Annotated in this window: 18 protein-coding genes; 11 read left to right on the plus strand and 7 right to left on the minus strand. The window is 71.0% G+C overall.

Annotated elements, in window-relative coordinates; translation table 11 throughout:
• Positions 1–55: 55 nt before the first annotated feature.
• On the plus strand, positions 56–634 hold the full coding sequence (locus ACH4TL_RS30680) for a TetR/AcrR family transcriptional regulator (RefSeq protein ID WP_398323086.1): 579 nt from the start codon (positions 56–58) through the stop codon (positions 632–634).
• A gap of 128 nt (positions 635–762) precedes the next feature.
• On the opposite strand, the gene ACH4TL_RS30685 is transcribed toward ACH4TL_RS30680, so the two are convergent.
• Together ACH4TL_RS30685 and ACH4TL_RS30690 are read right to left on the minus strand one after the other, a co-directional pair.
• Complete coding sequence (locus ACH4TL_RS30685; protein ID WP_398323088.1) at positions 763–1,143, minus strand: hypothetical protein; 381 nt, start codon at positions 1,141–1,143, stop codon at positions 763–765.
• A complete protein-coding gene (locus tag ACH4TL_RS30690) occupies positions 1,088–1,639 on the minus strand; it encodes an ATP-binding protein (protein WP_398323090.1) in 552 nt (183 codons plus the stop codon). The genes ACH4TL_RS30685 and ACH4TL_RS30690 overlap by 56 nt, the downstream gene beginning before the upstream one ends.
• 99 nt (positions 1,640–1,738) lie before the next feature.
• Here ACH4TL_RS30690 and ACH4TL_RS30695 point away from each other — a divergent pair, with 99 nt between their 5' ends.
• On the plus strand, positions 1,739–2,551 hold the full coding sequence (locus ACH4TL_RS30695; protein ID WP_398323092.1) for a Scr1 family TA system antitoxin-like transcriptional regulator: 813 nt from the start codon (positions 1,739–1,741) through the stop codon (positions 2,549–2,551).
• A complete protein-coding gene (locus ACH4TL_RS30700) occupies positions 2,548–2,799 on the plus strand; it encodes a DUF397 domain-containing protein (protein ID WP_398323094.1) in 252 nt (83 codons plus the stop codon). Before ACH4TL_RS30695 ends, ACH4TL_RS30700 begins: the two co-directional genes overlap by 4 nt.
• 18 nt (positions 2,800–2,817) lie before the next feature.
• Here ACH4TL_RS30700 and ACH4TL_RS30705 read toward each other — a convergent pair whose 3' ends face one another.
• Entirely contained in the window at positions 2,818–3,327 is a 510-nt protein-coding gene (locus tag ACH4TL_RS30705) for a MarR family winged helix-turn-helix transcriptional regulator (protein ID WP_398323096.1), read from the minus strand.
• A 76-nt stretch (positions 3,328–3,403) separates the two neighbouring features.
• On the opposite strand from ACH4TL_RS30705, the gene ACH4TL_RS30710 reads away from it, so the two are divergent.
• The 6 genes from ACH4TL_RS30710 (at position 3,404) to ACH4TL_RS30735 (ending at position 9,232) form a co-directional block, all read left to right on the plus strand.
• Positions 3,404–4,624: a Bcr/CflA family multidrug efflux MFS transporter gene (locus tag ACH4TL_RS30710; protein ID WP_398323098.1), complete on the plus strand. Its 1,221-nt coding sequence runs from the start codon at positions 3,404–3,406 to the stop codon at positions 4,622–4,624.
• A 32-nt stretch (positions 4,625–4,656) separates the two neighbouring features.
• Positions 4,657–5,742: an ABC transporter substrate-binding protein gene (locus ACH4TL_RS30715; protein ID WP_398323100.1), complete on the plus strand. Its 1,086-nt coding sequence runs from the start codon at positions 4,657–4,659 to the stop codon at positions 5,740–5,742.
• A gap of 69 nt (positions 5,743–5,811) precedes the next feature.
• Complete coding sequence (locus ACH4TL_RS30720) at positions 5,812–6,261, plus strand: MarR family winged helix-turn-helix transcriptional regulator (RefSeq protein ID WP_398323102.1); 450 nt, start codon at positions 5,812–5,814, stop codon at positions 6,259–6,261.
• Complete coding sequence (locus tag ACH4TL_RS30725; protein WP_398323104.1) at positions 6,258–7,670, plus strand: MFS transporter; 1,413 nt, start codon at positions 6,258–6,260, stop codon at positions 7,668–7,670. Before ACH4TL_RS30720 ends, ACH4TL_RS30725 begins: the two co-directional genes overlap by 4 nt.
• 11 nt (positions 7,671–7,681) lie before the next feature.
• Positions 7,682–8,236, plus strand: a complete 555-nt coding sequence (locus ACH4TL_RS30730; RefSeq protein ID WP_398323365.1) for a cysteine hydrolase family protein — start codon at positions 7,682–7,684, stop codon at positions 8,234–8,236.
• 27 nt (positions 8,237–8,263) lie between these two features.
• Positions 8,264–9,232, plus strand: a complete 969-nt coding sequence (locus ACH4TL_RS30735; protein ID WP_398323106.1) for a threonine/serine dehydratase — start codon at positions 8,264–8,266, stop codon at positions 9,230–9,232.
• A 29-nt stretch (positions 9,233–9,261) separates the two neighbouring features.
• Here the strand turns inward: ACH4TL_RS30735 and ACH4TL_RS30740 are convergent, their stop codons facing one another.
• Positions 9,262–9,708, minus strand: a complete 447-nt coding sequence (locus ACH4TL_RS30740) for an anthrone oxygenase family protein (protein ID WP_398323108.1) — start codon at positions 9,706–9,708, stop codon at positions 9,262–9,264.
• Positions 9,709–9,798: 90 nt separating this feature from the next.
• Between ACH4TL_RS30740 and ACH4TL_RS30745 the strand changes: the two genes are divergently transcribed.
• The gene (locus tag ACH4TL_RS30745; protein ID WP_398323110.1) at positions 9,799–10,377 is read left to right on the plus strand and encodes a TetR/AcrR family transcriptional regulator; all 579 of its coding nucleotides are present in this window, start codon (positions 9,799–9,801) and stop codon (positions 10,375–10,377) included.
• A gap of 139 nt (positions 10,378–10,516) precedes the next feature.
• Here ACH4TL_RS30745 and ACH4TL_RS30750 read toward each other — a convergent pair whose 3' ends face one another.
• The 3 genes from ACH4TL_RS30750 to ACH4TL_RS30760 all read right to left on the minus strand — a co-directional run bounded on the left by ACH4TL_RS30750 (position 10,517) and on the right by ACH4TL_RS30760 (position 12,114).
• The gene (locus tag ACH4TL_RS30750) at positions 10,517–10,912 is read right to left on the minus strand and encodes a VOC family protein (RefSeq protein WP_398323112.1); all 396 of its coding nucleotides are present in this window, start codon (positions 10,910–10,912) and stop codon (positions 10,517–10,519) included.
• Between the two features lie 32 nt (positions 10,913–10,944).
• On the minus strand, positions 10,945–11,058 hold the full coding sequence (locus ACH4TL_RS30755; RefSeq protein WP_398323367.1) for a helix-turn-helix transcriptional regulator: 114 nt from the start codon (positions 11,056–11,058) through the stop codon (positions 10,945–10,947).
• 156 nt (positions 11,059–11,214) lie between these two features.
• A complete protein-coding gene (locus ACH4TL_RS30760) occupies positions 11,215–12,114 on the minus strand; it encodes a LysR substrate-binding domain-containing protein (RefSeq protein WP_398323114.1) in 900 nt (299 codons plus the stop codon).
• Positions 12,115–12,244: 130 nt separating this feature from the next.
• Here ACH4TL_RS30760 and ACH4TL_RS30765 point away from each other — a divergent pair, with 130 nt between their 5' ends.
• A complete protein-coding gene (locus tag ACH4TL_RS30765) occupies positions 12,245–13,210 on the plus strand; it encodes a hydroxyacid dehydrogenase (RefSeq protein WP_398425380.1) in 966 nt (321 codons plus the stop codon).
• Positions 13,211–13,221 lie beyond the last annotated feature (11 nt).

Consider the following 13,221-nt stretch of genomic DNA (forward strand, 5'->3'; position numbering starts at 1 on the left):
TGAGGCAACGCTAGACTGCTCTCGCTCTATTGTCTAGCGATGCTAGGATCGAATCATGTCGGTACAGGAACGCAAGCAGCGGGAACGGGCGGAGCGCGAGCGCCTCATCGTGGCGACGGCCCGTGAACTCGCCGAGCAGCAGGGCTGGGACGCGGTCACCACCCGTCGGCTCGCCGAGCGCATCGAATACAGCCAGCCCGTCCTCTACAGCCATTTCCGCGGCAAGCGCGAGATCATCGGCGCCGTCGCCCTCCAGGGCGCCACCGAGATGGCCGCGGCAGTGCGGGCCGCGGCCTCCGCCGCGGACGGGCCGCGCGCCCGGGTCACCGCCCTCGCCCGCGCGTACCTCGACTTCGCCGAGTCCAACCCGGCGGTCTACGACGCCATGTTCCTGCTCGACGGGGGGCTGGCGTACGCACAGGAGGACACCCCGGAACCTCTCAAGGACGCCTTCGCCGCCCTGCTGGAGTGCCTCGGCGAGGTCGCCGGGGACGGCGTCGACCCGGGGCTGTTCACCGAGGTGTTCTGGGCGTCCCTGCACGGGGTGGCGACCCTGACCCGGTCGGGACGGCTGCCGCCGGAGTACACCGAGTCGAGGGTGGACCTGCTGGTGGACCGGCTCGCCATGGTCTGACACACCATCCCGGCAGGCACGCAGCCGGGGCCTCGGGCCCCGCCGCTGCCTGCCTGTGGCAGTGGCTCTGACGGTGATCCGCTCCGGCACCGGGCGGGGCGGCGGACGGCCGCGAAGGGGTGAGCGGGTCAGTCGTCCGCGTCCGCCGCCGGGGCGGACGCGGACTCCATCGCCTCCACGAAGCGGCGCACCGTCTCCGCGTCGCACTCCCCGCGCACCGTTATCGAACGGCCGTTGGCGCTGATGACGACCGGTGGCGCGGCCGGGCGCGCGGCGCGCCACGCGGCGTAGGACAGTCCGAGGTTCAGCGAGCCGAGCCCCTGGCTGACCACCAGGTCGATGATCCCCAGCTTCCCGTGCGAGGAGTGCGGGAGCATGTTCAGATCGGCGTGCGCGCGAACGTCCGTGTCCTGCCGCAGCCATCGGTACAGGTCGTGGATCGCGAGATCCCCATCATCCGCCTCGGCGCTGATGTTCACGCGCAGGGCGGCTTGCATCCGCTGTTCCATGGTCGCCAACCATAGGGGTGACGGCCCCGTATTTTGTTGCGATCTCAGCCCAAACGGTCTTCCCGGGCCCGCCGTTGGGCCGTGGCCCAACGGCCCACCGCTCGGCGAACTGCGATACGAGGAAGAGGCCGCGCCCCGTTTCGGCGTCCGGCGTCGCCGTGGTGAGCGCGGGCAGCCGCTCGCCACGGGTGTCGGACACCTCGATACGGATGGGGCCCGTGGCGTTCTGGGGTGCGGTGAGGCGTACGTGGAAGTCCCGGCCGGGGACGCGTCCGTGACGCACCGCATTCGCGCACAGCTCGCTGGCGATCAGCGTGGTGATCTCGTTGGGGCTGGAATCGTACGGGTACCCCCAGGCGGCCAGCCGGTGCGATACGAGCCGCCGCGCGAGCCGCGCACCGCGCGGGGTGGAGGTGAAGCGCATGGCGAACTCGCCGGGTACGGAGGGGAGCTGGCCCTCGGTCGTACCCCGTGAGGGGGGATTTTCGGTCGTCATGGCAACGAGGGTGGTGGTCGTGTGCCTAGCCTCGCCAGTAAGCGCGCCTGTACGGACAGTGTCTGTCGGACACGAGGGTGCGGAAGTAGGGGTGGTGACATGGCGGGTAAGGATGAGTCGTCGGCGTTCCTGAGGGGGTTCGGCAGGCAGCTGAAGCTGTTGAGGGAGGCGGCCGGGCTCACCCAGGCGGAGCTGGGGGCACGCGTCGGGTACAGCGCGGATCAGATCGCCTCGGTGGAGTGCGGGCGCCGCATCCCCAAGCCGGACCTGATCGACAAGCTCGATGAGGTTCTGGCCGCCGGGGGCCTCCTCAAGGCGATGAAGGAGCAGTGCGCGCTGGCGCGGTATCCGGCGTTCTTCCGTGATGCGGCGGAGATCGAGGCGGAGGCGGTTGAGCTACAGATCTACGCTACCCAGGCGGTGCCTGGGCTGCTTCAGACGAAGGACTACGCACACGCGGTGTTCTCGATGCGTCGGCCGCTGCTGAACGAGGAGACCGTCGCGCAGCGCCTCGCTGCACGGCTGGATCGCCAGGAGATCTTCAACGCCCGACCTGCTCCCATCCTGGGCTTCGTCATCGAAGAGGCTGTGCTGCGGAAGCCGTATGGCGGGAAGCAGGTTCTGCGTGGGCAGTTGGAGCATCTGCTCCTCGTCGGGGAGAAGCGCAACGTCGAGATCCAGGTAATGCCCATGGACCGGGAGGACAACGCCGGTGTCGATGGGCCCTTCACCTTGATGGTGCCGAAGGGGGGTCAGCAGATCGCGTATCTCGAAACTCAAGGGTCTGGCACTCTGCTCACTGACCGGGGCGAGGTCCACGCCATCGCTGTGCGGCATGGGATCATCCGGGCCCAGGCTCTCACACCAGGAGAGTCGTCGACCTTCATTGAAAAGGTGCTGGAAGAGCTATGACAAAGGACATAGGCGAGTTGGTCTGGTTCAAGAGCAGCTACAGCGGCGCCGAGGGGGGCGAATGCGTCGAGGTCGCCATGGAGTGGCGTAAGAGCAGCTACAGCGGAGCGCAGGGCGGCCAGTGCGTCGAGGTGGCCTCTTGCCCCGACACCATCCACGTCCGTGACAGCAAGGACACCACCGGCCCGGTGCTGACGTTCCCGGCCACCGCGTGGGACGCGTTCGTGGGGTTCGCCGCGAACAACTGACCCAGGGGTCCAGCCTGTTCAGTCCTCTGGATGGGCTGGACCGTCGTCGTCCAGGAGCGCCGTCGTGATCCGGTCGAGAGATGCCGTCAGGCGGCGGCGGTCGTCGGGGGCCACGGGGGCGACGAAGTAGCGCTCCACGATGCGGGCGTGGACGTCCACCGCGTGGACGAACGTCCGCTCGCCCTCCTCCGTCGGCTCGACCAGCGTCACCCGGCGGTCGTCGGGGGACGGTACCCGGCGTACGAGGCCCGCCGTCTCCATGCGGTCGACCAGTCGCGTGACCCCGCCGCTGGTCAGGATGACGTCCTCGGCCAGGGTGCGCTGGGAGACCTGTTCCTCCGGGTCACGGCACAGCCGCAGCAGCACCTCGAACATGACGTGGCCGATCCCGGCCTCCGCCCGCATGGCGGCGTTGATGCGCCGCTCAAGGTGGGTCGCCGCCTTCAGCAGCAGACCGAACTCGCGGACCAGTGGTCCGCTGGCCGCCTGCGCGGCGGTGCGCTTGTCCGAGTCGGTCCCCATGCCCATGAGGGCAGTCTAGTGTCGAGGGAGTCACTGACTGTTCAATTGCTGAGCAGTCAGCGATATCGGTACGCTGCTGGTCATGGACACCGTTGCCACCGCTCCGATACAGGCCCCGTCCCGCCGTGGGGTGCGGCTGCTCGTCGTCCTGGGGGCGCTGTCCGCGTTCGGGCCGCTGTCGCTGGACATGTACCTGCCCGCGCTGCCCGCCCTCGCGCGGGACTTCGGCGTCCCCGACGCGGGCGTACAGCTGACCCTGACCAGCTGCCTGATCGGGCTCGCCGTGGGGCAGCTGATCGCCGGGCCGCTCAGTGACCGCTGGGGGCGGAGGGTGCCGCTCCTGATCGGGCTCGCCGGGTACATGGCGGCGTCCGTGCTGTGCGCGCTCGCGCCGAACGTCACCGTCCTGACCGGGCTGCGCGCCGTGCAGGGGCTCGCGGGCGCGGCCGGGATCGTGATCAGCCGGGCCATCGTCCGGGACCTCTACGAGGGCGCCGCCGCCGCGCGCTTCTTCTCCCTCCTCATGCTGGTCAACGGGGTGGCGCCGATCCTCGCGCCGGTCGTCGGCGGGCAGCTGATGCGGTTCACGTCCTGGCGCGGGATCTTCCTCGTCCTCGCCGTCACGGGCGCTCTTCTGCTCGCGGCCACCGTGATCGTCGTGGGGGAGACCCTGCCGTCGGAGCGGCGGCACGCGGGCGGGCTCGGGCAGACGTTCCGCAGCTTCGGCGCGCTGCTGCGCGATCCGGACTTCGTGCGGCCCGCGCTGGCGGGCGGTTTCGCGTTCGCGGCGATGTTCTCGTACATCTCGGCGTCGTCGTTCGTGCTCCAGAAGACGTACGGGCTCGACCCGCAGCAGTTCAGCATCGTCTTCGCGTCCAACGCGCTCGGCATCATGCTGCTCGGCCAGGGCAACGCCCGGCTGCTGCGCCGCCACACGCCCCACACCCTGCTCCGGGCCGGGCTCGCGCTGTGCGCGGCCGGGGGCGGTGCGCTGCTGCTGTCCGTACTCGCCGGGCTCGGCGTGGCGGCCGTGCTGGTGTCGCTGTTCGCGCTGGTGGCGAGCATCGGGCTGATCATGCCGAACTCCACGGCGCTGTCCATGGCAGGGCATCCGGAGGCGGCCGGGACGGCGTCCGCGCTGCTGGGGCTGTTGCAGTTCGCGCTGGGCGGCATCGCCGCGCCGCTCGCGGGGCTCGGCGGGAACGGGGCGGCGCTGCCGATGGCGCTGGCGATCGCCGTGTGCGCCGCGGCGGCCGTCGCGGTCGCGGTGGCGGTGAAGCCCCGCAGCTCAGCGCGCACATAATCGGTTGCCCGTGGGCGCGGGCGGTGGATGCAATGTCCGGCATGGTCAACCACTCGCCACGGTCCGTCCGGATCGGCGCTCTCGCTCCGCTCACCCGGCCCGGCTGGGCCGAGGCAGGCCACCACCTGCTCGCCGGGCTCGAACTGGCCGTCCGCGACGTCAATGACGCGGGCGGGATCGGCGGAAGGCCACTTGAACTGGTGGTCCGGGACACCGCCGCCGATCCACGGCGGGCCGTGGCGGCCGTGGACGAGCTGGACGGTCTGGGCGTGGCCGCCGTGGCGGGGGAGTATCACAGCGTCGTCGCTCGCGATGCCGCCACCAGGTCGGATGCCCTCGGGCTGCCGTTCCTCTGCTCGTCGGCGGTGCTCGACTCGCTCACCGAGCAGCCGACGGAATGGGTCGCGCGCCTCGCCCCGGCGCAGTCCCACGGCTGGCGGATCTACGCGGACTTCCTGCTCGGCGCGGGCCACCGCCGTATCGCCGTGGCGGCCCAGCCCAGCGTCTACTGGGCGTCTGGGACCCGCATCCTGCGGGACCACCTCGTGCCACGCGGCGGCACCGTCACCGAACTCGACATCGACCCGACGGCCGTGTGTGACGCCCTCGTCTCGCATCGCGCGACAGCCCTGCTGCTCTTGGTCGGCCACCCGGAACCGGCGGTGCCGATCGTCAGGGCCGTGCGCCGGGACCCGCGTCTCACCGAGGTGATGATCGGCGCTCCGGCCGGGCAGCCGGAGTTCCCCGAATGGGCCGCGCTGCTGGGCGGCGACGGCGCCGCGATCCCGTTCCTGCGCTATCTGCCCGCGCGCCTCGGCCCCCTCGGCGCTCGCGTCGAGGCGGCCCTGCGGGAGCGGCTGGCCGCCACGCCCTCCTTCGCCGCCTTCGAGGGCTACGACACGATCACCGTCCTCGCCGAGGTGCTGCGTACGCACGGCGTGGACCGGGCGCGCGTCGCCGCGTCCTGGTCGCGCGTGGCCGTCGAGGGCACACGCGGGCCCATCCGGTTCTCCCGCACGCCGGGCATCGGCGTCTGGCAATGGGCGTGGCCGCCCGTGCAGGTCGTCGACCGTGATCCGGCGGACCCCGGTCGCTTCCGGGTCCGCCATTCCGGCTGAACAGAACGACAGGCCAGACTGTTCAGTTAAGACTGGACAGTCTGGCCTGATGAATTTTACGGTGGAGGCATGGCAGAGACCTCACCCGGCATGTCCGCGTCCTCCGTGCGCGCCGCGCACGAGATCCGTGTCGTCGTCGGCCGTCTGCGGCGGCGGCTCAGGGAGACGTACGACATGGAAGGGCTCACCCCCACGCAGACGTCCGTGCTCAGCAGGCTCAGCAAGGACGGACCGGCCTCGGCCAGTGGGCTCGCCGCAGCCGAGCGCGTCCGGCCGCAGTCCATCGCGCTGACCCTCGGCGTGCTCGACGAGCGCGGGCTGATCGACCGGCGGCCCGATCCGGACGACGGGCGGCGGCAGGTGATCTCGGTGAGCGAGGCGGGCCACGCCTTCATCGAGGACAACCGGCGGGCGGGCGAGGAGTGGCTGGCCCGGTCGCTGGAGACCGGCTTCACCGAGGACGAGCGACAGGCCATCATCAGTTCGCTGGCCCTGCTCGACCGGCTCAACGACGCATGATCTCGCGGCTGATACAACGCGCCACCAGGACCCAGACGCGCGGCGGCTTCGACCGCAGGCTGCTCGCGCCGATGATGCTGGGGTCGATCCTCAACCCGGTCAACTCCTCCATCGTCTCCGTGTCGTTGGTGCCGATCGGCGCCGCCTTCGGCGCCCCGCCCGCGCAGACGGCCTGGCTGGTGTCGGCGCTCTACCTGGCCACCGCGATAGGCCAGCCGGTCGTGGGCCGGTTGATCGACCTGTACGGGCCGCGCCGCCTGTTCCTCGCCGGTTCGGCGCTGACGGGGCTGTCGGGGCTCATCGGCGTCCTCGCGCCGAACCTGGGCACGCTGATCGTCGCGCGGGTAGTGCTCGGGTTCGGGACCTGCGCGGGCTATCCGGCCTCGATGTACCTCATCCGCAGCGAGGCCCGGCGTACGGGCCAGGAGAGCCCGGCCGGGGTGCTGACCGCGCTGGCCGTGGCCAACCAGACCGTCGCCGTCATCGGGCCGTCCCTGGGCGGGCTGCTGATCGGTCTCGGCGGCTGGCGTACCACCTTCGCCGTCAACCTTCCGCTGGCCGCCGCCGGGCTGATCCTGGGGGCCCGGCGACTGCCCAAGTCGGCACCTTTGCGCGATAAGGAAGAGCGGACCGGGGCCGGGCTGGACCTCGTCGGCATGGTGCTGTTCGCCGGGATGCTCGTCTCGCTGCTGCTGTTCCTGATGGAACCGGGCGCCGACCGCTGGTATCTGCCGGTGCTCATGGTGCTGGCGGGCGCCGGGTGCGCGGTGCGGGAGCTGCGGGTGGCCGAACCGTTCATCGATCTGCGGGTGCTCGGCGGCAACGTACCGCTGCTGCTGACGTACGCCCGGATGCTGCTCGTCGCCATCGTCTCGTACGTGATGCTGTACGGGTACACCCAGTGGCTCCAGGAGGGGCGGGGGCTCACCGCGTCGCAGGCGGGGCTCGCGCAACTGCCGCTGTTCCTGGCCGCGATCGTGGTGTCCACCGCCACCGGGCGCCGCGCCGCCGTGCGCGGCAAGCTCCTCGTCGGCGCGGTCGGGCAGATCGCCGTATGCCTCATGGTGCTCACGCTCGGATCGCACAGCCCGGTGTGGATGCTGATCGCCGTCGCGGTCGTGTGCGGCGTACCGCAGGGGCTGAACAACCTGGCCCTCCAGAACGCCGTCTACCACCAGGCCGACCCCGAGCGGATGGGCTCCTCGGCGGGGCTGCTCCGCACCTTCCTCTACCTCGGCGCGATGGTCGCCTCGGGCGCCAACGGCGTCTTCTTCGGCGCCCGCGCCAACACCGTCGGCCTGCACGGCCTGGCCTGGTTCATGCTCGCCGTCGCCGTGCTGTTCCTGGCGATCACGGTCGCTGACCGGTCGCTGGGCCGGATCGGGGCCGACTCTCCCTCCTCACGCTGAAAGGCTTGATCGTGTCGAACACCGCACTGCTCGTGATGGACATCCAGAACGGCATCGTGAGCCGCATCGCCACCGCCGACTACGTGCCGCGCCTGACCCGCGCGGTGGACGCCGCGCGCGGCGCCGGGATTCCGGTCCTGCACGTCGTGGTCGGCTTCCGGTCCGGGCATCCGGAGGTGTCGGAGCGCAACATGGCGTTCAGCGCGTTGGGCGCGTCCGGCGCTTTCACGCCCGGGGACCCGGGTGCCGCCATCCACCCCGATGTGGCGCCCCGGACCGACGAGACCGTGATCACCAAGAAGCGGATCAGCGCCTTCGCGGGCAGCGATCTGGAGATGGTCCTGCGGGCCCAGGGCATCACCGATCTCGTTCTGACCGGCGTCGCGACCAGCGGCGTCGTGCTGTCCACGCTGCGCCAGGCCGCCGACCTCGACTACCGGCTCACCGTGCTGGCCGACGGCTGCGCCGACGCCGACGAGGAGGTGCACCGGGTGCTCACCGAGAAGGTGTTCCCGCGCCAGGCCGAGGTGACGAGCGTCGAGGAGTGGACGGCAGCGATCGGTTGACCGGGTGGGCGGCTACGCTGCTGTGTCGTGCAGGAGACGCGCCTCGACACTGATCGGATCCGGGCGGCTCGCCGGGTCATCGACCCGATTTTTCTCGATACTCCGCTGTACCGCTGCGAGGCGCTGGAGCCCCGCCTCGGGTGCGCGGTGAGCATCAAGCTCGAAACGGCGAACCCGGTCCGCAGCTTCAAGGCCCGTGGCACCGAGGTCGTCGCGAGCGCGCTCGCCGACGGTGGTGGCTCGCGAGCCGTGGTGTGCGCCAGCGCGGGCAATCTCGGTCAAGCCCTGGCGTGGTCCGGTCGCGACCGGGGGCTCGATGTGACCGTCGTGGCATCCCGCTTCGCGACCGTGGCCAAGCTGGATCGCATCCGCGCGCTGGGCGCCAGGTTGGAACTGGTGGACGGCGACCACGAGATGGCCCGCGAGCGGGCGGCGGCCATCGCGCGACACGACGGCATACGGCTGGTCGAAGACAGCCTGGACATCGAGACCTGCGAGGGCGCGGCGACCATCGGCCTGGAGCTGGTGGCCACCGCGCCGTCGTTCGACACCGTCCTGATCGCCCTCGGCGGCGGGGCGCTGGCCACCGGCGTGGGCCATGTGATGAAGGCTCTGGCCCCCGATGTCGAGGTGATCTGCGTCCAGCCGCTGGGCGCACCGGCGATGACGCGCTCGTGGCGCGGGCGGCGCGTCGTCACCACCGACTCGACCGACACCATCGCCGACGGCGTGGCCGGTCGTCGTCCCATCCCGGCCGTCCTGGACGACCTCCTCGTGGTCGCCGACGACGCCGTTCTGGTCCAGGAGGCGTCGATCATCGCCGGTATGCGGATGCTCCTGGACCAGGCCGGTCTCGTCGTCGAACCGTCGGCCGCGCTCGGCATCGCGGCGATCCTCGAAGACCGCGACCGCTTCGCGGGACGGCACGTCGTCACCATCGTGTGCGGAAGCAACGTCGACGTGGACGCCTACCGCGGCTGGGTCGGCGCGCGGTAGGCGCCACCGGTGCGGTGCCGCCCGCGGGCTCAGGCGAGGGCGGCGACGAGCAGGGTGAAGGCGGCGATGATGACGGCGACGCGGACGTAGTGGAAGCGGTCCCAGCGGTTGGCCTGCTGCTTCCAGTCGGCGGGCCGGTTCTCGGGGGTCCATGTCTTGCTCCGGTTGTTGATCGGGACGAGCAGCAGGAGCGACATGATCACGCTGAGGAGCAGCAGCGCGCCGGCGGTGACGATGAGGCCGACGCCGTCGTGGTGCCGTCCGGTGATGGCCCAGACCGCGACGAGGACGAGCGAGCCGATGTACCAGACCGGCATCACGGCGCCGAGCATCCGGCCCCCGTGGGCGCGGCCGAGTTGGCCGCTGTCCTCGGGGAGGGCGCTGAGGATCGGGTTGATGACGAAGGCGACGGAGAACTCCACCCCCACCATCAGGCCGACGACCACGGTGGTGAAGACCTCAAGTGCGGTGAGCATGATGACCCTCCCAGGGTCTAGCGACGCTAGATGATGAGGCAACACTAGACCTACTGTCGCTCGCCTGTCTAGCGGTGATAGAATCGAATCATGTCGGTACAGGAACGCAAGGAGCGCGAACGGGCGGGCCGTGAGCGCCTCATCGTGGCGACGGCCCGCGAAATCGCCGAGCAACAGGGCTGGGACGCGGTCACCACCCGCCGCCTCGCCGAGCGCATCGAGTACAGCCAGCCCGTCCTCTACAGCCACTTCCGTGGCAAGCGCGAGATCATCGGTGCGGTCGCCCTCGAGGGCGCCACCGAGATGGCCGCGGCAGTGCGGGCCGCGGCCTCCGCCGCGGACGGGCCGCGCGCCCGGGTCACCGCCCTCGCCCGCGCGTACCTCGACTTCGCCGAGTCCAACCCGGCGGTCTACGACGCCATGTTCCTGCTCGACGGCGGCCTGGTGTTCGCGAGGGAGGACACTCCGGAGCCGTTGAAGGACGCCTTCGCCGCCCTGCTGGAGAGCCTCGGCGAGGTCGCCGGGGACGGCGTCCACCCGGGGGTGTTCACCGAGGTGTTCTGGTCGGCCCTGCACGGCCTTGCGACCCTGGCCCGGTCGGGACGACTGCCGCCGGAGTACGCCGAGCGGAGGACGGAGCTGCTGGTGGACCGGCTCGCCGTGGTCTGACGTACCGTTCCGGTGGGCACGCAGCCGGGGCCCTCGGGCCCGGCTGCGTGCCCGCGGTGTCCAGCGCGCCGTTTCAGCTGCTAGTGACCAAGACTGAGGCGAAGCGGCTTTCACCCCGGCGACATGAGGAACAACTCGTCTAGATGGGCGGCGCCAGGGTGCGCACGACATCGAACTCGTTGCCCTCGGGGTCGGCCATGACCACCCAGCTTTGGCCGGGGTGCCGGCCGACGTCCACCTTGGCGGCGCCAAGGCCGAGCAGCCTGGCCACCTCGTCGTCGGTACTGCTGTCGATCGGACTGACGTCGAGGTGGAGCCGGTTCTTCACGGTCTTGCCCTCGGGCACCCGGATGAACAGCAGGGTGGGCGGCATCTGGCGCGCCCGGACCTCCTCGACGGTCGGCTCCCATGAGCCGATCTCGACCTTGCCCTCGCTCCGGTCGATCACCTTGAAGTCCAGGACCGCGCACCAGAAGGCCGCGAGGCGCTCAGGATCGTGGCAGTCGATGGCCAACTCAGTGAACCTACTGGTCATGCCCCCCCCAGACAGTGCGAACGAGGATCAGCCTATGCCGCTGTGCCCTGGTGGTGTGCTCGGTGCCGGTATTCGCTGGGCGTCATGCCGAATTGCGCGCGGAATGCGCGGGTGAAGTCGGCAGGCCGGGGCTCCGGTCGAGGGATGGCGCACGGCGCGAGAGCAGCGCGCCAGTCGCTATGGCGACAAGCTGGGTCGCGCCCACCCGCCCCGTATCAGGTACACGCGTACTCGGGGTGGGCATGCCGCCGGGCGCATGAGGGCGACAGGGAGCAGTGAGCCAACAGTGCCGGTGGGTTCGGTCATCGTGGATCACCGACGGGCAGCCGCTCGCGGGTGAGGGCGTCGGTCAGGCGGTGCAGCGCCGGGTTCGGGTTGTCCGGGCTCCAGCAGGCGTGCAGGGTGACGGAGTGGGCGTCGGCGGCGGCGAGTTCGCGGTAGCGGACGCCGTGCACGCCCATCGTCATGATCGAACGCGGCACCAGCGCGCAGCCAAGACCCGCCCGCACCAGCGCCAGCATGGTCGGCACCTGGGAGGTCAGCTGACTGACGGCGTAGCGGTCCACGCCGACCATCGCGGCGCAGATGTCGTGCAGATAGCGCGAGCCCTCGGGGCTGTAGCCGATGTAGTTGTTGGTCACCTCCGCGAGGGCCACCGGGGTCGTGCCCCCGGCGAGCGCATGGTCGGCGGGGACCGCGAGCACCAGATCCTCGGAGTGCACCAGGACCGACGCGTACCCGTCCGGGATCGGCGGTCGTACGAGCCCCAGGTCGATCCGTAGATCGCCGAGCGCGGTGAACTGCTCCGGGCTGACCAGCTCGGACAGCTCGACCGCGACATGCGGGATGCAGCGCTTCACCAGGCCGAGGACATCCGCGAGGATCGCGTACGCCCCGATCGCGGTGAAGCCCAGACGCAGCGTCCCGGTGTGGCCCTCGGCGGCGTGCCGGGTGGCGACGGGCGCGGCGTCGAGCAGCGCCAGGACCCTCCGGCAGTGTTCGAGCAGCACCTGACCGGCGGCGGTGATGCGGGCGCCGCGGCCGGTGCGCTCGAAGAGGACGACGTCCAGGGACCGTTCCAGCGCCTGGATCTGCCGGGTCAGCGGCGGCTGGGTCATGTTGAGCCGCTGGGCGGCCCGACCGAAGTGCTGTTCCTCCGCTACGGCGACGAAGCCGCGCAGCTGTTGCAGCGAAAGGTCCATGCCGTCAAGGTATCGCGCCATGCGAAATCGGGCTTGGACGCGCATAACAGCACGTCCTACCGTCATGGGCAATCAGCGCAAGACACCGCCCAGCCGCCCAGGAGCCAGGTTGTCCACACTCGCTGTTGCCATGACCCCCGAGCGCGCCGCCGACGTCTGCGGGCCCGACGCCCGGCGCCTGATCGAGACCCGTTACGAGGCGACCTGGGCCGGGGACGGGCTCACCCCCGAGTCCGTGGCCGCGCTGGCCGCCGACTGCGACGTACTGCTGACCAGTTGGGGCACCCCGCATCTGGACGCGTCGATCTGGGCCGGCGGGCGCGGGCCCAAGGTGGTCGCGCACGCGGCCGGGTCGGTGAAGAAGCTCATCGACCGGAAGGTGCTGGACCAGGGCGTCGCGGTCTTCTCCGCCGGGGGCCGGATCGCCTGGTCGGTCGGCGAATACTGCCTGGCCGCGATGCTCACCCTGGCCCGCCGACTGCCCCGCTTCGACGCGGCCGTGCGGGGCGGCGGCTGGAAGCAGACGGGGTTCCGGGGCGGCGAACTCGCGGGCCGCCCGGTCGGCATCCTCGGCGCAAGCTCCACCGCGCGCGCCCTGATCACGCTCCTCGCGCCCTTCGGGTGTGACGTGGTGGTGTACGACCCGTATCTGAGCGAGGAGCGGGCGGCCGCGCTGGGCGTCCGTACGGCCGGGCTCGACGAGACGCTGAGCTGCCCGTTCGTCTCGCTCCATGTGCCGGATCTGCCGGAGACGCGCGGGCTGGTGAGCCGCGCGCACATCGAGCGGATGGCCGACCGCACCATCGTCGTCAACTCCTCGCGCGGCCCGACCGTCGACCAGGCCGCGCTGCTGGAACACGTCCTCGCGGGCAGGCTGCTCGCCGCGCTGGACGTCTTCGACCCCGAACCGCCCGTGCTCGACGCCGCCGCGCTGAGCTGCCCGGATCTGCTGCTGTCGCCGCATATCGCGGGGGACACGGCGGAGGGGCATCTGGCGCTCGCCGGATATGTGCTGGCCGATGTCGCCGACTGGCTCGACAAGGGCGTGCGCGGGCCCGGTTACGTGGACCCGGCCGCCTGGCCGACGGCCGCCTGAGCGGGCCGGGA

It is taken from the genome of Streptomyces sp. NPDC021115 (assembly GCF_044333065.1).
GTDB lineage: Bacteria > Actinomycetota > Actinomycetes > Streptomycetales > Streptomycetaceae > Streptomyces.